This window comes from Sulfitobacter sediminivivens (assembly GCF_042611115.2).
In the GTDB taxonomy this organism is placed as follows: domain Bacteria; phylum Pseudomonadota; class Alphaproteobacteria; order Rhodobacterales; family Rhodobacteraceae; genus Sulfitobacter; species Sulfitobacter sediminivivens.
Genome location: NZ_JBHGAR020000031.1, coordinates 1 through 21,405, shown reverse-complemented (window position 1 = coordinate 21,405; position 21,405 = coordinate 1). Strand labels below are relative to the sequence as shown.

General features: G+C 53.7%; 17 protein-coding genes. 1 reads left to right on the top strand and 16 read right to left on the bottom strand.

Features of this window, described 5'->3' with window-relative positions; all coding sequences use genetic code 11:
- Positions 1 to 205: 205 nt before the first annotated feature.
- From ACEWL3_RS19150 to ACEWL3_RS19085, 14 genes are all read right to left on the bottom strand, one after another.
- Positions 206 to 1,501, bottom strand: coding sequence for a citrate synthase (locus tag ACEWL3_RS19150; protein ID WP_386185081.1), 1,296 nt, complete (start codon positions 1,499 to 1,501; stop codon positions 206 to 208).
- A 123-nt stretch (positions 1,502 to 1,624) separates the two neighbouring features.
- Complete coding sequence (gene mdh, locus ACEWL3_RS19145) at positions 1,625 to 2,587, bottom strand: malate dehydrogenase (protein ID WP_386185079.1); 963 nt, start codon at positions 2,585 to 2,587, stop codon at positions 1,625 to 1,627.
- A 162-nt stretch (positions 2,588 to 2,749) separates the two neighbouring features.
- The gene (locus tag ACEWL3_RS19140; protein WP_435001441.1) at positions 2,750 to 3,829 is read right to left on the bottom strand and encodes a 3'-5' exonuclease; all 1,080 of its coding nucleotides are present in this window, start codon (positions 3,827 to 3,829) and stop codon (positions 2,750 to 2,752) included.
- Between the two features lie 313 nt (positions 3,830 to 4,142).
- Positions 4,143 to 4,664 carry a hypothetical protein gene (locus ACEWL3_RS19135; RefSeq protein WP_386185075.1) on the bottom strand — a complete coding sequence of 174 codons (522 nt, stop codon included), beginning with the start codon at positions 4,662 to 4,664 and terminating at the stop codon, positions 4,143 to 4,145.
- A 20-nt stretch (positions 4,665 to 4,684) separates the two neighbouring features.
- Positions 4,685 to 6,508, bottom strand: coding sequence for a DUF294 nucleotidyltransferase-like domain-containing protein (locus tag ACEWL3_RS19130; RefSeq protein ID WP_386185072.1), 1,824 nt, complete (start codon positions 6,506 to 6,508; stop codon positions 4,685 to 4,687).
- A gap of 60 nt (positions 6,509 to 6,568) precedes the next feature.
- Entirely contained in the window at positions 6,569 to 8,368 is a 1,800-nt protein-coding gene (locus ACEWL3_RS19125; protein ID WP_386185069.1) for a sodium:solute symporter family protein, read from the bottom strand.
- A gap of 5 nt (positions 8,369 to 8,373) precedes the next feature.
- A complete protein-coding gene (locus tag ACEWL3_RS19120) occupies positions 8,374 to 8,631 on the bottom strand; it encodes a DUF4212 domain-containing protein (protein WP_386185066.1) in 258 nt (85 codons plus the stop codon).
- Positions 8,628 to 9,368, bottom strand: a complete 741-nt coding sequence (locus tag ACEWL3_RS19115; RefSeq protein WP_386185063.1) for an adenylate kinase — start codon at positions 9,366 to 9,368, stop codon at positions 8,628 to 8,630. Before ACEWL3_RS19115 ends, ACEWL3_RS19120 begins: the two co-directional genes overlap by 4 nt.
- 3 nt (positions 9,369 to 9,371) lie before the next feature.
- On the bottom strand, positions 9,372 to 11,333 hold the full coding sequence (gene acs, locus ACEWL3_RS19110) for an acetate--CoA ligase (RefSeq protein ID WP_386185061.1): 1,962 nt from the start codon (positions 11,331 to 11,333) through the stop codon (positions 9,372 to 9,374).
- Between the two features lie 87 nt (positions 11,334 to 11,420).
- On the bottom strand, positions 11,421 to 12,293 hold the full coding sequence (locus tag ACEWL3_RS19105; protein ID WP_386185059.1) for a hypothetical protein: 873 nt from the start codon (positions 12,291 to 12,293) through the stop codon (positions 11,421 to 11,423).
- Between the two features lie 24 nt (positions 12,294 to 12,317).
- Positions 12,318 to 14,093, bottom strand: a complete 1,776-nt coding sequence (phaC, locus tag ACEWL3_RS19100; RefSeq protein ID WP_386185056.1) for a class I poly(R)-hydroxyalkanoic acid synthase — start codon at positions 14,091 to 14,093, stop codon at positions 12,318 to 12,320.
- A 97-nt stretch (positions 14,094 to 14,190) separates the two neighbouring features.
- A complete protein-coding gene (gene phbB, locus ACEWL3_RS19095; protein WP_386185054.1) occupies positions 14,191 to 14,913 on the bottom strand; it encodes an acetoacetyl-CoA reductase in 723 nt (240 codons plus the stop codon).
- Between the two features lie 205 nt (positions 14,914 to 15,118).
- Positions 15,119 to 16,303 carry an acetyl-CoA C-acyltransferase family protein gene (locus ACEWL3_RS19090; protein WP_386185053.1) on the bottom strand — a complete coding sequence of 395 codons (1,185 nt, stop codon included), beginning with the start codon at positions 16,301 to 16,303 and terminating at the stop codon, positions 15,119 to 15,121.
- A 1-nt stretch (position 16,304) separates the two neighbouring features.
- Entirely contained in the window at positions 16,305 to 18,230 is a 1,926-nt protein-coding gene (locus ACEWL3_RS19085) for a propionyl-CoA synthetase (protein ID WP_386185051.1), read from the bottom strand.
- Between the two features lie 263 nt (positions 18,231 to 18,493).
- Between ACEWL3_RS19085 and ACEWL3_RS19080 the strand changes: the two genes are divergently transcribed.
- A complete protein-coding gene (locus tag ACEWL3_RS19080) occupies positions 18,494 to 19,918 on the top strand; it encodes a helix-turn-helix domain-containing protein (RefSeq protein WP_386185048.1) in 1,425 nt (474 codons plus the stop codon).
- 150 nt (positions 19,919 to 20,068) lie between these two features.
- Here ACEWL3_RS19080 and ACEWL3_RS19075 read toward each other — a convergent pair whose 3' ends face one another.
- Both ACEWL3_RS19075 and ACEWL3_RS19070 read right to left on the bottom strand, forming a co-directional pair.
- Entirely contained in the window at positions 20,069 to 20,482 is a 414-nt protein-coding gene (locus ACEWL3_RS19075; RefSeq protein WP_435001431.1) for a DUF2270 domain-containing protein, read from the bottom strand.
- 407 nt (positions 20,483 to 20,889) lie between these two features.
- Positions 20,890 to 21,405 (bottom strand): methyltransferase domain-containing protein (locus tag ACEWL3_RS19070; RefSeq protein ID WP_435001428.1); only part of this gene is annotated, 516 nt, incomplete at its 5' end.

The following is a 21,405-nucleotide window of genomic DNA, read 5'->3' as shown; positions in this document are numbered from 1 at the left end:
TCAGCGCAAGTGAAGATCAGTAGTTAATTGAAGAGTGTCCCCTTCAAGCTAAGCGATTTAGCAGCACAGCAATGAAATGTTTGGCCAAAATTGTCGCAAGATGTATCGGCTCGAATGTGAAAAACAAAGCGACGTGCGAGCCGATTCAGGAAATTCTTCATACTGCGGAGTGCTCCCGCCCGAGTCATCCAGCCGCGTAGGTCGCTCAGCGGTTTTCCACATTTACGTAATCGCGATGAGGGGCACCAACGTAGAGCTGGCGGGGTCGACCGATCTTCATAGTTGGATCAGCAATCATTTCCTTCCATTGGCTTATCCAGCCAACTGTACGGGCTAACGCAAAGATCGGCGTGAACATCGAAGTCGGGAACCCCATGGCATCAAGGATAATACCAGAATAGAAGTCGACATTGGGATACAGCTTTCGCTCAGCGAAATATGGATCTTCCAGTGCAACGCGTTCCAATTCTTTGGCTACCTGAAGTGTTGGGTTGTTTTCAACACCAAGCAGTTCCAAAACTTCATCAGCCGATTGTTTCATCACCTTCGCGCGTGGGTCAAAGTTCTTGTAAACCCGATGCCCAAATCCCATCAGGCGGAAAGGATCATCCTTATCTTTGGCACGCGCCACGAATTCGGGGATGCGGTCAGGTGTGCCAATTTCCTTGAGCATTTCCAAACACGCCTGATTTGCCCCGCCATGTGCGGGACCCCAGAGACAGGCAATGCCCGCCGCGATACAGGCAAATGGGTTCGCACCCGAAGACGACGCCAGACGCACCGTAGATGTTGACGCGTTCTGTTCATGGTCGGCATGCAGCGTGAATATACGGTCCATCGCGCGGCTCAGGATCGGGTTCACGACATAGTCTTCGGCAGGCACTGCAAAGCACATCCGCAGGAAGTTGGACGCATAGTCCAGATCGTTCTGCGGATACACGAATGGCTGACCGATCGTGTATTTATACGCCATCGCCGCGATGGTCGGCATCTTGGCGATCAGACGGATCGAAGCGACTTCGCGCTGATGTTCATCAGAGATGTCGGTGCTGTCATGGTAAAATGCCGACATTGCTCCGACCACGCCGACCATGACGGCCATCGGATGCACATCACGGCGGAAACCACGAAAGAAATGAATCATCTGTTCGTGCAGCATGGTGTGGTTAGTCACCAGCGATTCAAAGTCTTTGAGTTGGACCGAAGAGGGCAATTCACCGTAAATCAGCAGATAACACACTTCCAGATAATGTGATTTATCCGCCAACTGATCAATCGGATAGCCACGATGCAATAGCTCGCCCTTATCGCCGTCGATAAAGGTAATTGCTGACTCGCATGCGGCGGTTGAAGTGAAGCCTGGATCATAGGTGAAGACATCGCCTTGGCTATAGAGCTTTCGGATATCTACTACATCTGGACCTGCTGTGGGTGAGAGTATTGGCAGATCAAGTTCCATGTCGCCTAGGGAGAATTTTGCTGTCTTTTCATTGTTAGCCATTGGCTTTCCTTTCGTCGGATTGGAAATTTTCGAGCATCTAACGACAATTCAGGCGGGTGCATCGGTTCAATAAGCGCAGAATGGGCGAACAGCGAAAGCACGCGAGATTGGCGTTTTGCTGCCCTAATTCAACGTTTTGTCGATTTTCTTGCAGGTTTCGACAAGGTCTTGGACCGCACTGACGGATCTGTCGAACATTGCCTGTTCGTCCTTGGTCAGCTTGATGTCGATAACCTTTTCGATCCCGGCGGCACCGATCACCGTGGGCACGCCCACATAGAACCCGTTCAGCCCGTATGCACCGTCAACATAGGCCGCGCAGGGCAGCACACGTTTTTGGTCTTTTAGATAGGCTTCGGCCATTTCAATCGCCGATGTGGCGGGTGCGTAAAAGGCCGAGCTCGTTTTCAACAGACCAACGATTTCGGCCCCTCCATCGCGGGTGCGCTGAACGACTGCATCTAGTTTCTCCTGCGTCGTCCAACCCATGTCGACCAGATCAGGCAGAGGGATACCGGCAACGGTGGAGTAGCGCGTCAATGGCATCATTGTGTCGCCATGCCCGCCCAATACGAATGCGGTAACATCGCGCATCGACACGCCAAATTCCAAGCTCAGGAAATGGCGGAAACGGGCGCTGTCGAGCACGCCAGCCATACCGCAGACCTTTTCATGCGGCAGGTCGGAGAATTCGCGCAGCGCCCAGGCCATCGCATCGAGCGGATTGGTGATGCAGATCACAAAGGCATTTGGCGCATGATCGCGGATGCCTTCGCCCACTGATTTCATGACCTTGAGGTTGATGCCCAGCAGGTCGTCGCGGCTCATCCCCGGTTTGCGGGCGATACCAGCGGTCACGATGCAGACATCAGCCCCGGCTATATCTTCGTAAGATTGGGTGCCCGACATGGTGGCGTCGAACCCTTCGGCCGGGCCAGATTCGACAATATCCAGCGCTTTGCCTTCGGGGATACCTTCGGCAATGTCGAAAAGGACTACATCGCCCAGTTCCTTCATTGCGGCGAGATAGGCAAGCGTGCCACCGATCTTTCCTGCGCCGATCAGCGCGATCTTAGGTCTGGCCATTTTTTGAACTCCTTGAGTGTTGTAAATTTCGTTGAACCCGGTGTTGGTGGCCGGGCCAATTTAATTTGGTCGTCAACGGAGAAATTCTTGTCGCCACGACCGCTAGTGATGCGTGTCGCAATCATCATCTGGCGCTGGATAGAAAGATGTTTCATCGCAGACTCAGGTCTTTAGAATTCTGCGATGTTTGCTTATCTCATTTTGCAGTGAGCCGAAGGTTCGAATGCCTCGCCCTTCGAAGATGTCGATCATCGCGACCAAAACACCTGCGGTTGCGACCGCATCACCCATTGCGGTATGCCGATGGTCTTGAGGAATGACGATCCCGAGGCGGTCGCAAATTGCATCAAGTGTATGAACCGCTGAGCCGCCAAAAACGACGGCGGACATGAGCACGGTGTCGAGGACCGGATGGTCAAAAATACAGTTAATTTTGGGCGACTGCTTGTGTAAAAAAGCCATATCAAATGCTGCATTATGCGCTACAAAAACCGCGCCTGAGGCAAACCCATGAAATTTGGTGCAAACCTCATCAAACTCGGGCGCATCGGCAATCATCGTATTGTCTATTCCATGAATCTCAGTCGATCGTTTCGGGATCGAAATTCCCGGATTGGCAAGTGTCTCAAAAACTTCACCTGCGACGACTTTCCCATTCACCACACGTACAGCTCCCAATTGCACGACTTCGTCTTTAACGGGGTCCAACCCCGTTGTTTCACAGTCAAACACAACGTAAACTAGGTCGCGCAGCGGCGTATCACCAAGGCTCGCGGACGCTGCAGATGACAAAATTTCAAAATCATAGGTCAGAGGGCGGACAACGGAAGGCTCTATTGGTTCCAGAAGCAAGGTATAGCCCGCGTCAGTTCCAAATTCCCTAATATGTCCAGAGTAATCCCTACCGCATAGCGCTTTCACGGTAATTTTCTGACGATGGGCGTGGGTGATCTCAAGCTGTTCAAGCGCTTTCAGGATCGAGGTTTTTTCGAGATAGTCGAACACCGATGTTTTCAAACGCGCTGTCCTAACACGTTCCATAAGCGCGGCCGCTTGACCATCGTATAAAACAATCTGATGGTCAGCGGATACTAGGATTGTCGCGATGGGAATGTCCGACAGGATCTTAACAAGCTGATCTCTTTGCGTGTTCACTTCTGCAAGCAGGTGATCGTTCTTTTCTGATCGCGACTGTGCCAGATTATCAAGAATTGTCCCCATCGCTGATGCAGCTGGTGCCAAATCACCGAGGTAGTTTGCATTTGCCACATCAAGCGGTGTGCTGAGACCGACATGGGCGCGCACGCGTAAACTGGCGGCAATCGCCTCGACCGGTTTGCTTACATTTTCGTCAAAGAGAAGCCAGATGAACACCACGAGCCCTGTGATCCCGAACCCCGCAATAATGGCGGTGGTGATGAAAGCTGAGATGGCTTCCGGCTGGCCAAGCTGTCGATACCCGATCCAAAGTGCGATCAATGTGATGCCGAGACTACCCATGGCGGCGAGGCAGAAGAACAAAAAAACTCTTATGCGCAAACTGAGATTTTTCATGTCAAATCTTCGCGCATGCAGCCCGCAACAGAGGCGCGTCGGCATCCATACCTCTCCAATCGGCGTTCAACACTTCGCCGTCGACCCCGAAATCAACACCATCGACCAGATCAGCCCGAGCGTTCGTTGCACAATCGAACAAAGCAGGAATTTTCGCCGTGCGAGCCCAACGACCATAGATCACCAAATCAACGATCCTTTGGTCTGGTTGTGAGGGATGGGTGCGCGCTGTGGCCTGATCAACGGCTATGAATCGGCTGACAAAGGGTCTGACGTAGGTCCACGGGCGATAAAACTGGGTTTCTTCTACGGTTTCGGCCACAACGAAACCTTCGGGCATGTTGGATTGCGCTCGGGAAAACCAACTGTATTCGCTTGAGATTGTCGCGGTCAGCATGGCAGCACCCGCTGCCACCGGGACCAACCACGACGGCAGTCGACCTTTGAGGGAGCGGTTAAGGGCCCAGACAAAAAGCGCAGTTGCGATGCCTGCGACGATGGTGCCGATGAGTTCGAAAAACATTTAATCGTTTCCTTCTTCGTCTAGGCGAGCACGCCACGCCCTTGCATAAGAGCGGACTGCATCGTTTTGATCACAACAAAAGCATCACGCAAATGACTTCGCTCAAAACCCGAAAGTGTCGCGGGGGGCAGAAAATTGTCAGGTGCTTTGCCATGCTTGATCAGATTGGCCTGATGTTCCAACCGCGTCTGCGCAACTAGATCATACGCGTCGAGCAGATCATTGCCACCGCTTTCACTGATGATACCGGCTGCCAAGGCCGCTTTGAGCCGCGCACGGGTGTTCAGATCGGGCAACTGTCCCTGAAGCGCGTACATCCGCCCCAAATCAACCACAGGGATCACACCGTTTAGTTTTGTGTCGATGGTATTGCGGTGTTCTCCTGCGCGGATTGTCGTCAGCCCGCGCAGCAGTCCAAGCGGCGTGGCATGGGTCAAAGCGTTTGTGGCCATGTGCGCGGTGAAAATAGAGTTTGCGGCGGCGGCTTTTAATGTTTGCGCCTGCAGGTCCTCAAACAACGTTTCATCCCCGCCTATGGGGCGCAGATCGAACATCACCGACGCAAGCATTTGCGCCTCTTTGTCCGGACTTGCGATCCAGCCTTTGAAGTAGTCTTTCCAAACCGACAGCGGTTGTTGCCAGCGCGGGGTTGTCGCCATCATTTCACCCGGACAATAGACGTAATCACAAGCATCCAGCCCGTCGCTGACAAATTGCGCAAAGGGCTGGAAGTATTTGCGGTCCTCTTCGCTGATCCCATCATCAAGGATCAGGCAGTTGTCCTGGTCGGAAACGCCTGTTTGTTCTTGGCGTCCCTGTGATCCGCAGGCGAGCCAAAGATATCGCGCAGGAGGTGGGCCAAATTTGTCTTCGGCCATGTGCAACAGACGGCGCGTGACCACGTCGGCGATATCAGTGATCATGCGAGTGACGGTATCGTGCCTGTTTCCCGCTGCAACAAGATGGACGAGCAGGCTAGGGATACGGGCGGTGATCTCCGCCAGATCTTGCACTGATCCGGCTTGCGCGGCTTCCGAGACAAAACTGGCAGCATGGGAGGCCTGAAAGCGGGTAAGGTCGGTCTGCGTGACAATGCCCACAACGCGACCTGCTGAGACAACAGGCAGATGCCCCAAACCGTATTCCATCATTAGGTGGAGCACGTCTGACCCAATGGCCGCTGGCGATAGAACGCGGGGCGACTTAGTCATTATGGAGCGAACCGGGGTTGCGCCTGACAGATCACTGGCAACCGCCTTGTTCACAATGTCTCGCAACGTGACGATCCCCTCCAAACTGTCATCGGCCACCACGCACAAACAAGAAATGTGCCTGTCACGCATAAGCCGGCCTGCTTGTTGGATCGTCGTGTCGGGGTCGCAAACGGTAGGGTCGATTGCCATCAGGGTTTCAACCCTAACGCTGGTCAGATTAGCGATCTGGTTAGCGCGTGCTGTGATGGTTGGTGAACGGTCAAAGAAGCGCTGGAAGGCTTCATGTTGCGTCGACAGTTTTTGAAACAACGCGGCGGGGATACAGAGCAATCGGCAGTCTTCATCGGCAGTGGCCGTGGTGGCGGCAATGCCATCGCGCAATAGGCCACGTTCGCCAAACGAATTTTCTCGGTTGAGCAGGGAAAGGGGGACGCCGTTCGCATCCGTGATCGAAACCTGACCACTTTCGATAATATAAAGACCTTTCAAGTGGTCTCCAAATTCGTAGATCTTGCGGCCCTTGCCAACATCAATCCATTCGCTTTGCTCAAGAATGTCAATGCGTACGTCATCAGACAGCACGTCGTAGGGATGCAGATAGGACAGGATGGATGTTTGATCTATCGTCACAATAGCGACCCTTCTATTGGGTTAGGTTCTGGCACAGCTATTGCGCCAGAACCCTTTGTTTTAGTGATCTACGGCAATGCCAGCGCCTGCTGGTACACGCACGCTTTCAACCAGATCTTTGATCTCTTGTGGTGTGTCTTTGGTGGCCATGGACACACCATAAGCAACCGCAAAGTTGATCGCAGCACCTACCGCACCGATCGCGGTGGATTGGATACCAAACAAGGATCCGTCAACCGTATCCGGGAACGAGTTTGTTCCGGCAACGAAAAACCAACCCTTGTGCAGGAAGATATAGACCAGCGTGAAGATCAGACCGGACAACATGCCCGCAACTGCGCCTAAGTTGTTCACCCGCTTTGAGAAGATTCCCATCATTAGCGCAGGGAAGATCGACGCTGCGGCAAGACCAAAGGCCAAGGCCACAGTTTGTGCCGCAAAGCCAGGAGGATTCAAACCAAGGATCGTCGCAACAACGATGGCAACTGCCATAGCAATGCGCGCCGACATCAGCTCGGTCTTCTCAGACATGTTGGGTGCGAATTGACCTTTCAGCAAGTCGTGGCTGACAGCGGATGAAATTGCCAGTAGTAAACCAGCCGCTGTGGACAACGCAGCTGCAAGGCCACCGGCGGCAACAAGGCCGATGACCCAACTTGGCAAGCTTGCGATCTCAGGGTTAGCAAGCACCAGGATGTCACGGTTGAAGTTGGTCAGCTCATTGCCTTCCCACCCATTTGCCGAAGCACGCTCAGCCATTGCATCGGACTGATCGTTATAGTACTGGATGCGACCGTCACCGTTTTTGTCTTCCCAATCGAGAAGACCGGTTTTCTGCCATGTTGCCATCCAATCATAAGCTTCATCGTTTTCGATCATCTGCACAGAAACAGCTTCGCCGCTTGTGCCATCAGGCCACATCAGGTTTGTGATGTTCAAACGCGCCATCGCACCAACAGCCGGAGCGGTCAGGTAAAGCAGCGCGATGAAAACCAATGCCCAACCAGCCGACCAACGAGCGTCTGATACTTTTGGAACCGTGAAGAAGCGCATGATGACGTGGGGCAGACCAGCGGTACCAATCATCAGCGACAGCGTGAACAAAACCATGTTCAGGTTGTCTTTGTGCGCTTCTGTATAGCTGGCGAAGCCCAATTCAGTCACAACTTGGTCAAGCTTCTGAAGCAAGTAAACGCTTCCTTCGCCACCTGTGTTGGCAGTTTCGCCAAACAGACCAAGGCCAGGGATAGGATTGCCTGTCAACTGCAATGAGATGAACACAGCCGGGATCGTATAGGCAAGGATAAGAACAACGTATTGCGCAACCTGCGTGTACGTCACGCCTTTCATACCCCCGAAAACCGCGTATGCAAAGACAACGCATGCACCGATGAGCAGACCAGCAGTGTTGGAAATTTCAAGGAAGCGTCCGAATGCGACCCCGACACCAGTCATTTGACCGATCACATATGTCGTAGATGCGATAATCAAACAGATAACAGCAACCAGACGTGCAGTCGGGGAATAGAAACGATCGCCGATGAACTCGGACACGGTGTACTTGCCGAATTTACGTAAGTATGGTGCCAGTAACAAAGCCAACAAAACGTATCCGCCCGTCCAGCCCATCAGGTAGGACGAGTTGTCGTATCCGGTGAAGGCAATCAGACCCGCCATGGAGATAAAGGACGCCGCAGACATCCAGTCAGCCGCAGTAGCCATGCCGTTAGTGACAGGGTGAACACCCCGGCCCGCGGCATAGAATTCAGACGTGGACCCTGCACGGGCCCAGATCGCGATGCCGATGTAGAGCGCAAATGACGCGCCCACAAATAACAGGTTAATGGTAAACTGTTCCATTGTGCTTATTCCTCCACGCCGTGTTCACGGTCCAGCTTGTTCATCCGCCATGCGTAGAAAAAGATGATCGCAAGAAAGACGAGGATCGACCCCTGTTGGGCCACCCAAAAGCCAAGGTCAGTGCCGCCGATTTGAATGCCCGAAAGCAGCGGCCGGAACAGGATGCCAAAGCCGAATGGAACGATAGCCCATATAATCAGACTGATCTTGATGACACGCATATTGGCTGCCCAATATGCCTTTGGGTCTGGTTGTTCACTCATTGTGTTTCCTCCATCTGAGTTGTTTTTGAGTTCTTGTTGGCGGCGTGAACGCCGCGCACATCAACGACGATGGGGCGAACCATCTGGCGCAGAGTGTTAGTAATGGCGTCAATGTCGCCCATCGCGTCCAATGTCTGAAGCGCGCCAGCTTTTTCATAAAACGCAATCAGCGGTGCGGTTTCACTATGGTAGGCGACAAGGCGGCGGCGCACGGTTTCGGCGTTGTCATCTGCACGACGGCGGAATTTCTGCCCGCCGCATTTGTCACAGGTGCCGTCAACGGTCGGGCGTTTGAAGGTCTCGTGATACCCTTCGCCACATCCATCACAGGTGTGACGGCCTGAGATACGCTCCACCACCGCATCGTCTTCGACTTCAAGGCTGATTGCAGCGTGAACCTGCGTGCCTTGCGACGCAAGCAACTCTGACAACGCTTCCGCCTGCGGTATCGTGCGCGGAAAGCCATCAAGGATCACGCCTGCCGCACAATCAGGGTCGCTCAATCGGTCGCTCAAGATGTTGATGACGATTTCGTCGCTCACCAATCCGCCGCTTTCCATGACGGATTTGGCTGCTTTGCCTGCGTCGGTGCCGGCAGAGACTGCCTGACGCAACAAATCACCAGTAGAGAGCTGAACCAAACCAAAGTGATCTTCGAGAACCTTCGCCTGGGTGCCTTTGCCGGCCCCTGGGGGGCCAAGCAAAATAAGCACCGGCACTTCGCTATAATCACGCATGTTTCACACCTTGTTCATTCTGTTTTCAATCAAGTCGTCGACGACTGATGGATCGGCCAGTGTTGACGTATCGCCCAATGCACCGAAGTCATTTTCTGCAATCTTGCGCAGGATACGGCGCATGATTTTACCGGACCGCGTTTTTGGGAGGCCCGGTGCCCACTGGACCAAATCAGGTGCTGCGATCGGGCCAATTTCGGTCCGCACCCACGTGCGCAATTCCTTACGTAACTCTTCGGTTGGCTCCTCGCCATTCATCAAGGTGACATAGCAATAGATGCCTTGGCCTTTGATCTTATGTGGGTAACCAACCACAGCGGCTTCGGCGACTTTGGGGTGTGCGACGAGTGCGGATTCAACTTCCGCCGTCCCCATCCGATGGCCGGACACATTAATCACGTCGTCGACACGCCCCGTGATCCAATAGTCGCCGTCTTCATCGCGACGACAGCCGTCTCCCGTGAAGTAATAGCCTTTGTAATCAGAGAAATAGGTCTTCTCGAACCGATCATGGTCGCCCCAAACGGTGCGCATTTGTCCGGGCCAACTGCTTGCGATGCAGAGCACGCCCTCAACATCATTGCCGATGATTTCTTCGCCCGATGCAGGTTCGAGCACGACGGGTTTGATGCCAAAGAACGGCTTCATTGCAGAACCGGGCTTCATCGCATGTGCTCCGGGCAGGGGGGTCATCAAATGGCCGCCTGTTTCGGTCTGCCACCAGGTGTCAACGATGGGGCAACGCCCACCACCGACCACGTCATAGTACCAGTTCCAAGCCTCTGGGTTGATCGGCTCACCGACAGTGCCAAGCACTTTGATGCTACTAAGATCGATGCCTTCGACGAAGGAATTCCCTTTGCCCATCAAGGCGCGCAGAGCGGTAGGGGCGGTGTAAAACTGGTTTACCTTATGCTTTTCACACACCTGCCAGAAGCGGCTGGCGTCTGGATAAGTGGGCACGCCTTCAAACATCACCGTCGTCGCACCGTTGGCCAGCGGGCCATAGACGATATAGCTGTGGCCAGTGACCCAGCCGACGTCCGCAGTACACCAATAGACATCGCCATCGTGGTAATCGAAGACCAGTTCTTGCGTCATGGCTGCGTAAACAAGGTAGCCGCCGGAGGTGTGAACCACACCCTTTGGCTGGCCTGTCGAACCCGAAGTGTAGAGGATAAACAACGGGTCTTCGGCACTGACCTCGACGGGTGGGCAGTCGGGGGAGGCGGCAGCCGCAAGAGCGCCATAGTCCAGATCGCGCCCCTCAACCCATGTTGTTTGGCCGCCGGTCCGTTTCACAACAAGGCACTTGACGGTATCCTTGCAGTGCAGCAATGCTTCGTCTGCGTTAGACTTCAAGGGAGTTTGGCGTCCGCCGCGTGGCGCATAATCAGCGGTGATCACAACTTTTGCGTCTGACCCGTTGACCCGTGAAGCCAAGGCATCTGCCGAAAAGCCGGCAAAGACGATGGAGTGGATTGCGCCGATCCGCGCGCAGGCCAGCATCGCATATGCGGCCTCTGGGATCATCGGCAGATAGATGATGACGCGATCGCCCTTGGAAACGCCTTGGTCCTTCAAAACGTTCGCCATCCGGCTGACGGCGTCGTGCAGTGCCTTGTAGGTAATGTGCTGTGCGCCTTCGTCCGGGCTGTCAGGTTCAAAGATGATAGCTGTCTGATCACCGCGGGTCGCAACGTGCCGATCAATGCAGTTTGCAGACACGTTAAGTGTCGCGTCGGCGTACCAGTTGATATGTACATTGCCCAAGGTAAAGTCGACGTCTTGGACCTGAGTATACGGTTTGATCCAATCGATCCGTTTGCCCTGTTCACCCCAAAACGCATCGGGATCTGCAATTGAGGCAGCATACATTTCGTTGTACTTGGCCTCATTTATATGGGCGTTCGCGACCATCTCGGCGCTCGGTGCATAGGTCTTTGACTTTGCATCTGTCGTCATCAAAAAGCTCCTTTGTTTGTAAGAGTTGATGGCCTTGACCTAAGAAACTGTATGGGGTGGCAAGGCTTGGATTCATGTTGTTACAATCTACGTTTGACCTGCGTTGGCAGCTTTCATCTCGACAATGAGCTGGTATGCCTCGGCATAGGTGTTTCGGATGTTGGGGCGAAACCCTTGGCTTTCTGCGCGCAACCGAATATCAGTCTCGGTTTCTGAGCCCGGTGCATAGCGAACCGACCCTAATGAGAATTCCTGGTTTAGCTTTTTGCCGCGGGCGGCGTATTCAACCCAAGCCGGAGACTGGATGCGCGTACCTTCGTAATTGATAAGAAAGTACCATTTCCTGCCCGTGGATTTGACCCGAGATTCAATAAAATCATAGACGTCGTGCACATCGCGCCCATGCTCAAAGGAGAAGTCTCTAAAATCGACTTGCATGATCTGATCATCAGGCTTGAAATCAACACGCCAGTTCCAGTCTTTGCGATCAAAGCTTGGCTCCATCACAATTTTCTTGCGCCGTTTTGAGGGCAGCTCGTGCAAACGAGCCAACGCACTTTCGCGGTCAAAGAACATATTGGGGTCAAACGCATCGGTGCCAGCAGCCTGATCAATTTGTTTGCGCGTGATTTCGGAGGCGTCAAATCGGACACTCCCCATCGAGTGTGCCTTGTTCAAATCCATGCCGCGGCTTGAAAACGCAAACCAAGCCTCAGTGTCGATGCGCGTTTCACAGTAATTGACCAGAAAGAACCAGAGTTTTTCGCCCGTTTCGGCAATGCGTTCTTCAATGCGGTCGTAAAACTGGTTCACGTCCAGTGAATTGGACAGTTCTACATTAGCAAAGCTGATCTCCATGATTTGACCTTCCTCATGAAAGACAATGCGCGCGTCGATGTCGGTCTTGCTCAGTGTGGAATGAGTCGTGGAAGCGGCCTCTAATTCTACTTCGTCAGTCATGTTAAGACTCCTTTGGGCTTGGGATCAGGCGGCTTTGACGTATGAGCCGGGTGCCGCTTCGATGCCCTTGTACTTGCCTCTGGTTGCAGGTCTTCGGGCGGGAACTTTGGTGGTTTCGCGGGCTTCCAACCAAGCCGACCAATGCGGCCACCAAGACCCTTCGTGCTGTTTTGCCTGTGCTTCGAAATCATCTGGGGATGTGGGGTACGTGGCGCTGGTTAAGTAGCCATATTTAGCGCGCTCGGCGGGTGGATTAATTACACCTGCAATGTGACCAGAACCACCAAGGACAAATTCGACCTCACCGCCCAGAAAATCGGTTGCGGGATAGACCGAACGCCACGGCGCGATATGATCCAATTGAGTTGCTACGATAAAGCATGGCGTTGTGATTTTGGTGATGTCAATCTTGACGCCTTTCAGCTCAAGCGCCTCCGGTTTGCGTAAGCCGTTTTGAAGGTAAACGTTTTCAAGATACCAAAGCAGCATGGCAGAGGGCAGGCGCGTGGAATCTGAATTCCATGACAGCAGATCAAATGCACGGGGCTTTTGACCACGCAGATAATTCGACTCCACAAAAGACCAGATTAGATCTTTTTCGCGCAGCATCGAAAACATGTCCTGAAGGTGGTGCGCATCAAGATAGCCCTTTTCGGCCATATGATGGCGCATGCTTTCTAAACGCTCCTTGTCCACGAACACACCAATCTCGCCGACATTCTCAAAATCGACCATCGTCGCCAACGTAGTGGCAGAGGCAATGCGGTCATCGCCAATACCCGCGAGATAGGCCAGCATCGCGGTGACAAGGATGCCACCGATACAAAAGCCAAGGATATTGGCCTTCTCCTCGCCCGTGATACCGCGGATCACATCGAGAGCCGCCAGTGGTCCTTCAGTCATGTAATCAGCGAAGTCTTTGTCTGCGTGGGCCCGTGTAGGGTTGACCCATGAGATCACGAAAACCGAATGACCTTGATCCAGCATATAGCGGATCAGGCTGTTTTCTGGCTTCATATCAAGGATATAGAACTTGTTGATCCATGACGGCACGAACAGGATCGGCGTTGCATGCTGCTCTTTCGTCGTCGGATAGTACTGGATCAGCTGCATCAGATCGTTCTGGAAAACGACCTCGCCCTTGGTGGTAGCAAGATCCACACCCACCTCAAATGCGGTGTCGTCATTGGTGGCAATATTAAGCCGTCCTTCACCACGTTCAAGATCAGTGAGCAGGTTCTCAAGACCCGCCAACAGGCTTTCGCCTTGGGTTTCCATCAGCTCTTTGCGCGCGGCGGGGTTCGTCATCAGGTAATTGCTGGGCGACATGGCGCTGATCATCTGGCGGGTGTAGAAACTGACGCGTTGGTGGTCTTTGGAGCCGTCGGGCAACCGCTCAAGCAGACCGTTTGCGGCGCGGTCAAAGGCCAAAAACATGTCACGATAGCTGCGCGAGATTGGATCATCAGACCAGCTTTCATCCTTGAACCGTTTGTCTTTGACTGGTTCATCCGACGACAGGCCAAACATGGACTGCCATGCGGCCATCATCTCTGTCCCGACAGTCTGTTGAATATCCATCAATTTTCCAGGGTCGGACATCACGTCTGTCCAGAAGGTGCCATAGGCTTTGGCCAGTGTTCCGGCATCCATCAAGGCATATTCAGAACCTGACGCTTGCTTGATTGCGTGGCCTTGCATCTGGGCCGATGCCATTACGGCACGATTGGTCAACCGGGCCAGCCGTTCTGTTTGTTCGGCAATGTCTGTGGTCTGGGCAGAAGGCTTATCGTCTTGCATGTCTCAAATTCCCGCAGATGGTCGGACCAAGATTGGCCAATGAGGTCAGGCTCAGGCGCAAAGGCGGCGCGCCTGACACGTGTTCAGATGAGCCGACTTACGCAAAGAACTGGGCCCCGTTGGCTGAAAGGGTCGAGCCGTTGATGAATTGCGCGTCGTCGGAGGCAAGGAAGGCCACGCAACGCGCAATTTCCTCAGGCTCGCCCAATCGGCCCGCAGGGATCTGCGCAATGATGGACTCGCGAACTTTCTCGGGCACCGCCATGACCATTTCGGTGGCGATATAGCCTGGACAAACAGCGTTGACGGTGATGCCTGCGCGCGCGCCTTCTTGGGCCAAGGACTTTACGATGCCCAAATCACCGGCTTTTGTGGCGGCATAGTTGACCTGAGCGAATTGACCTTTCTGGCCATTGACCGAGCTGATCACAATCACCCGACCAAATTTGCGTTCACGCATGCCGGGCCAGATCGGGTGGACGGTGTTGAACACCCCCGTGAGGTTGGTGTCAATCACCTCTTTCCACTGCTGGGGGGTCATTTTGTGAAAAGGCGCGTCCCGTGTGATTCCTGCGTTGGCAACCACGACATCGATGGGGCCGATGTCGGCCTCAACCTTTGCGATGCCAGCGGCACTCTCGTCATAGTCGGCGACGTTCCACTTGTAGGCCTTGATGCCGGTCTCTTCTGTGAAGGCCGCAGCGGCTTCGTCGTTGCCCGCATAGGTAACGGCGACAGTATAGCCCTTTTCCCAAAGAGTTTTGGAAATAGCGGCACCGATGCCGCGAGATCCGCCAGTAACGAGTGCTGTGCGTTTCATAAGAATTGTCCTTTTTGAAACTCGCTTTCGAAGCGGCATTTGGATGGAATATGCGGGCGCGCGCGCACCGTGGAGAGGGTGCGGCCGCGTGAAGAAAAGTCGCCGTCTGGTGCATTTGATGCAATCGTGTTGGCAGCAAATACACCGGACGACGAAAGTTGCCCCGCTGCCAAACAGGGACGGAAGGCGGCAGGGACAGGGAGGTTCATTTGAGGCTTTCGATGGCGAGGGCGATGCCTTGTCCGCCACCGATACACATTGTGATCAGGCCAAAGCGGCCACCGATGCGTTCCAACTCATACATTGCTTTGATTGTGATGATGGCACCAGTCGCACCGATCGGGTGGCCAAGGGCGATTGCACCACCGTTCGGATTCACCTTGGAGGTCTCTAATCCAAGACCCGCATTCACAGCGCAAGCCTGCGCGGCGAAGGCTTCATTGCTTTCGATGACGTCGAACTGATCAGCGGTCATGCCAATTTTTTTCAATAGCTGAGTGACTGCGGGGATAGGCCCGATACCCATCACCTCGTGGCGTACGCCCGCGTGGCCATAGCCAAGAATACGCGCGCGTGGCTTCAGCCCTGCCTTTTCAGCAGCTTCCGCGGAGGCAAGAACCATCGCAGCGGCACCGTCGTTCAGACCTGAGGCATTGCCTGCGGTGACCGACCCATCCTTGCGAAACGCTGGGCGCAATTTGCCAAGAGATTCGAGTGTAGTACCTGCTTTGGGGTGCTCATCCGTATCAAAGGAAACCACGTCGCGGCGAACTTTCACGTCAATCGGTAAGATTTGGCTTTTAAAGTGACCTGCCTCGATTGCAGCCAAAGCGCGACGCTGGCTCTCTACGGCAAAGCCATCCTGATCTGCACGTGTGATGCCATGTTCGTCCGCGACATTCTCGGCAGTGACGCCCATGTGACCTACACCAAAGGGATCGCTTAGTGCTCCGATCATCATGTCCGTCATGGACAAGTCACCCATCTTTTGGCCCCAACGAGTGCTTTGCGACGAATGGGGCGAGCGGGACATGCTTTCCGCACCCCCGGCCAGCGCATAATCCACGTCACCCAGCATGATGTGCTGTGCGGCAGATATGATCGCCTGCGCGCCGGATCCGCACAAACGGTTCACAGTCAGACCGGGAGCGTCCTCGGAAACGCCAGCATCAACAGCGGCGCAGCGGCCCATATACATGTCACGGGCTTCGGTGTTGATCACATGGCCAAAGACTGAATGCTGGATCTGCGCAGGATCGACCTGACTGCGCGACATTGCCTCTCTGGCAACTGCGGCGGCGAGGGCAGAGGGGGCCGTCCCAGCAAGGGATCCCCCAAAAGTACCAATTGCGGTGCGAACACCATCCAGAATGACGACATTGTTGGGCATGTTAAGCTTCCTTTTGAAGTTCAGGGTTTTCAGAAAGTGTTTCGCCAATGCCTGCAATTCTCGCGGCGATGGCGTCAAGAGCTGCAGGATCATCAATTGTTGCAGGCAGGTTCCAAGGTTTGCCGTCAGCGATGGCGACCATTGTGCCGCGCAAGACCTTGCCGGATCGCGTTTTGGGCAAAGCGTCGATAACGATGCATCGCTTGAATGCCGCCACTGGGCCGATCTCTTTGCGGATAAGCGCCACGCATTCTTTTGCAATCTCTTCTTCGGAGCGGTCAATGCCGTTGTTGAGGCAAACAAGCCCCAGCGGTTGCTGGCCCTTGAGCGCATCGCCGATCCCAATGACCGCACATTCGGCGACATCTGGATGGTTAGACAGAACTTCTTCCATCGCACCCGTCGATAACCGATGGCCCGCAACATTGATCACGTCATCGGTACGCGCCATGATGTACAGATACCCGTCCTCGTCCTTGATGCCTGCGTCGCCAGTTTCATAATATCCGGGGAAGGTTTGCAGGTAGGCAGATTTGAAACGATCTTCGGCATTCCAAAGGGTTGGCAATGCACCGGGTGGCAGAGGTAGTTTGATTGCGATTGCGCCCAATTCGCCCGCGGCCACTGGATTGCCACCTTCGTCGAGAATATCAATTTTGTATCCCGGCATCGGCACAGCGGGGGAGCCGGGCTTGACGGGCAGTTGCTCAATCCCAAGCGGGTTAGCCGCGATGGCCCAGCCGGTTTCAGTCTGCCACCAATGGTCAATCACAGGCTTTCGCAGATGCTTTTGCGCCCATTTGATCGTGTCGGGGTCTGCACGCTCACCCGCGAGAAACAGCGATTGCAAACCACTCAGATCGTATCTGAGGACGTATTCTGCATTAGGGTCTTCGCGTTTGATAGCCCTCAATGCGGTTGGTGCGGTGAACAGGACTTTGACATCATGGTCTTCGATCACACGCCAGAATGTGCCCGCGTCAGGGGTACCAATCGGCTTGCCTTCAAACACGACTGTAGTGCAACCCGCGAGCAGCGGCCCATAGCAAATGTAGCTGTGACCGACGACCCAGCCGACGTCCGACGCGGCCCAGAACACATCGCCAGCATTGACGTTATAGATGTTCTTCATCGTCCAGTGCAGGGCAACCATATGGCCGCCGTTATGACGCACAACGCCCTTGGGTTGGCCCGTCGTACCCGAGGTATACAGAATATAGAGCGGATCAGCGCCACCCACGGGCGTACAACCGACCGGAGTCGCGAAGCTTTCTTCTGTTGACCAGTCGAAATCAAAACCAGCAACCAAATCCGCTTCGCTATGGGGGCGCTGCAAGATCAAAGTAAAGTCGGGCTTGTGGTCTGCGCGGGCAATCGCACCGTCGATCAATGGCTTATAGGCGATGGTCTTTTTGCCTTCGACTCCAGCCGAAGCTGCAAGGATGGCTTTGGGGGTAGCGTCATCTATGCGAACGGCGAGCTCATGCGCAGCAAAGCCGCCAAAGACCACGGAATGAACTGCGCCAATCCGGGCGCAGGCGAGCATAGCAATCAAGGCTTCGGGGATCATGGGCATGTAGATGATGACCCGGTCACCTTTTGTGACACCATGAGAACTCAGAACACCTGCAACGCGCGAAACGCGATCCAGCAGCGTATCGTAGGTGATTTTTATTGTGCTGCTTGTGACGGGGCTGTCATGGATGATGGCGACTTGTGCACCGCGCCCTGCCTCGACATGTCTGTCAACGGCGTTGTAGCATGTGTTGCAGACGGCGTCGGGGAACCATGTTGTTAGGGGTGGGTTTTCCGCATCTAAGACGACGTCGGGTGACTTGATCCAGTCGATTCCACTCGCCGCCTCTGCCCAAAACCCCGTAGGGTCATTCTGCCAGCCTGCATAAGTTTCGGTGTATCCAGCCATCATTTAGCGCTCCCAAATTGAGAACAACTGATCAAAAGAAGCGCATCACACTGGCAAGGATGGGCGATGTCTGGTCGCCAGCTTGCCGCCATCAGAAGAGACATAGATTAAAAAACAACGCTGTCCCCTCCCCGGTCCGTACGCTCTAAAGAATCATCGTTCCGTTAGGTAAGCTAACTACTGAAAATAGCTGTTTCCCAAAGGGCTGAACGTGTTAACATGCAAACAATTACACAAATGTAAATGCAAATTGCGAAAATGTAAAAATGTCCAACAACTCACGTAAAATCTTCGCTGGCGCCCGCATTCGGATCCTCCGACAGAGCCACAATTTGACTCAAGCTGTGTTCGCGCAGCAGATCGCAATTTCCACAAGCTATTTGAATCAAATAGAAAATAACCAACGTGCGTTGTCAGGATCAGTTATTCTAGCACTGGTAGATGCCTTCAATTTTGACCTCACAGAACTTGCCCTTGATGGCGCTGGCAAGGTGTCTGTTGATCTGCAAGAAATTCTGACCGACCCGATTTTTGCCGACAACGAGGTACTCACGCAGGAAATTAAAGTCGCGGCGACAAACGCCCCCAACGTGACAAAGGCCTTTCTGGACCTCTACGCAATGTTCCAGAAGTCGCGTGAACAATTGGGCAAAGTCGACAATGCGCTGAAAGACCGAGAGACATCTTTGGCACCCTTGCCTTACGAAGAAGTGCGCGATCACTTCCACTATAATGACAATTATATAGATGAGCTGGACCGCGCCGCAGAGGCGTTTTCACGCTCGGTTCAACGCGGCGTTGCTGACAGGCATGCGGATTTCGTTGACTACCTCAGCAGTAAGCATGGCGTGCATGTTGTGTTGCGCAAAGATAAGCCCAGTTCTGGCACCATCCGATCGTTCGAATCTGCGACCAAGACGCTGTATCTCAATGCCGCGTCAACCAAGGCGACAAACTTATTTCAACTTGCCTACCAAGTTGGCCTGATCGAGCAAAGCACGCTCGTCGAAACTTTGCTGGAAGCGGCGGAGTTCCATACGAATGCTGCCCGAGAGGTCTGTCGTATGACCTTTGCCAACTATTTTGCAGGGGCCGTAGTCTTACCTTACTCAGATTTCACTAGTGCCGCGAAAGAGCAACGGCATGATCTGGAAAAATTAGCGTTCCAGTTCGATGCAAGCACAGAGCAGGTGTGCCACAGATTGAGCACACTACAGCGGGGCGGGAACAGGGGCATACCGTTCTATTTCTTACGGATTGATCAGGCAGGAAATGTCACAAAGCGCCATAGCGCCACGTCCTTGCAGTTTACGCGTTTCGGCGGGAGTTGTCCTTTGTGGAACGTACATCATGCATTCCAATCTCCGGGTGAGATATTACGTCAATTGGCCATAACACCGGACGGAGTGAAGTATCTGTCTCTGGCGTTTGATCAAACCAAACGCGTTGCTGGGTTTAAGTCGCCTGTGCGGAAGTACGTGATTGGACTGGGTTGTGAGATCAAACATGCAGGACACGTCGTCTATGCTGATGACCTGGACCTAACCAATGAGCAGAATTTTGAACCTATTGGTGCAAGTTGCCGGATTTGTGAGCGTACAAACTGCTTTCATAGATCTGTGCCGCCGATCGGGAAAGAGATCACAATTGATCACAATTCTCGTGGTAGCGTTCCATTCAAGATCGAGTGATTTTTGGTGGCAAAGGCGGCCTGAATACGGAGACAGGCTAGCTCAACTGGTTGATTGCATTGTGCAAAGCGCGCGCTGTGATCCAAGCGGCTCGCTTCGAGTGGAGAGTGTCCGATCTTTTGTGTATGAGTAAATTGGCCCATGCTTCATCTACCACGACGATTCCCGAGATCGGCCCGACAGAGCCCCTTTCAAAGACTTCCGCAACAGAAAGCGCAGGTTCAGGGTGCACATAAGTTTGCCTATGTAGGCAAGCGCTTGGATCAATAAAATCCAGAGATATGTGCTGCGAACCCTGCGACCCACTGAGACCATCAGGCTAACGTGGTATTCCGGCCGCCAGTAATCCTCTGCCAGCATTTTTTGCCAATTTTCCTCTAGGTGCAAATCGCCATCGTCCAGCATCGGGGCGTAAAAATGTGTCTCCATCCAGCGACAGCGAGCGCGCCAGACATTGAAAAAGCGATACCTACGTGACTCGACCATCAGAAAGAACAAAAGCAACACGCCGACGAGGACAAGCGGCAGTGCTGATGCTGTGGGCGCGGCAAAGGTGATTGACAAGGCGATCCACAATGTCACCACAGCCCAATTTGTCGTGGTATCTAGACATCCGCCAGATTGTCGAGCGGTACACCTCAGCCCGATAAAGATGCGCTAACGCTCCAATTTCGGCGGCGTTAAGATCCTTGCGCTGCTTTTTATCCGTGTTCAGGCTCATCGATGTTTCCTTAGCTGGTCAGCTAGGTATTACACGGCGAGGTTTTTCGGTCAAAGGCCGCGGTTTGAGCATTCACTGCAAATCTGCTGTCGGCCCATTGCCGACATTCAGCCAAGTTCAAATTTGTCTTACCTGCTTCCCGAAAGCGGTCATTCATGCATCGTGCAGCATTCTTATTGGCCGGATGTTGGGAGATTGTCGATGCAGCCTTTGCGTCAATGGCGTTGCTGTTTCATTCACTAGTTATGAATCATCGCGTTCCACGCACTGCCCATGCGCGCGCGGCAAGCAGGATCATCCCATCCGGATCCGTCGGTAAGATATCGATCAGGCGGTTCTTCAATTTCTTGCGCGCGGCATCGTCCAGAGATGCGCAATAACCCGGCGCAGGCGCAATTCCGGAAAGGAAGGGAGACCAGTAGTCATCAAAATCTGTAAAAGGTGTCAGAATGTCGATGGGCGCGGTCGTGACATCTCGCAGTCCCGCGTTTGAAAACAACTCGGTCAGCGCAGCGGGGCGGCAAATCGGAAACCGAACGCCTTCGTCTTTGTCACGTGCAGCAGGGTCGAGCGCTATAGCCGCGTCCCAAAAATAGCGCATGAACTGAACGTGACCCGAATAATCCCAAACATACGCTGCTACCGTTCCACCTTTTTTGACGGTGCGTATCATCTCGGCCATGGCCTTTTCCTTGTCCGGGATAAAGTTCAGAACAAGCCCAGACACGACGACATCAGCGGTACCATCATCCACCGGAATAGTGTC

Coding starts and splice junctions, on each gene's coding strand:
- ACEWL3_RS19150 (WP_386185081.1), bottom strand. CDS start 1,501: ATGGCTAACAATGAAAAGACAGCAAAATTCTCCCTAGGCGACATGGAA.
- ACEWL3_RS19120 (WP_386185066.1), bottom strand. CDS start 8,631: ATGAGTGAACAACCAGACCCAAAGGCATATTGGGCAGCCAATATGCGT.
- ACEWL3_RS19135 (WP_386185075.1), bottom strand. CDS start 4,664: ATGTTTTTCGAACTCATCGGCACCATCGTCGCAGGCATCGCAACTGCG.
- ACEWL3_RS19090 (WP_386185053.1), bottom strand. CDS start 16,303: ATGCCCAACAATGTCGTCATTCTGGATGGTGTTCGCACCGCAATTGGT.
- ACEWL3_RS19115 (WP_386185063.1), bottom strand. CDS start 9,368: ATGCGTGATTATAGCGAAGTGCCGGTGCTTATTTTGCTTGGCCCCCCA.
- phaC (WP_386185056.1), bottom strand. CDS start 14,093: ATGCAAGACGATAAGCCTTCTGCCCAGACCACAGACATTGCCGAACAA.
- mdh (WP_386185079.1), bottom strand. CDS start 2,587: ATGGCCAGACCTAAGATCGCGCTGATCGGCGCAGGAAAGATCGGTGGC.
- ACEWL3_RS19105 (WP_386185059.1), bottom strand. CDS start 12,293: ATGACTGACGAAGTAGAATTAGAGGCCGCTTCCACGACTCATTCCACA.
- ACEWL3_RS19080 (WP_386185048.1), top strand. CDS start 18,494: ATGTCCAACAACTCACGTAAAATCTTCGCTGGCGCCCGCATTCGGATC.
- ACEWL3_RS19125 (WP_386185069.1), bottom strand. CDS start 8,368: ATGGAACAGTTTACCATTAACCTGTTATTTGTGGGCGCGTCATTTGCG.
- ACEWL3_RS19085 (WP_386185051.1), bottom strand. CDS start 18,230: ATGATGGCTGGATACACCGAAACTTATGCAGGCTGGCAGAATGACCCT.
- acs (WP_386185061.1), bottom strand. CDS start 11,333: ATGACGACAGATGCAAAGTCAAAGACCTATGCACCGAGCGCCGAGATG.
- phbB (WP_386185054.1), bottom strand. CDS start 14,913: ATGAAACGCACAGCACTCGTTACTGGCGGATCTCGCGGCATCGGTGCC.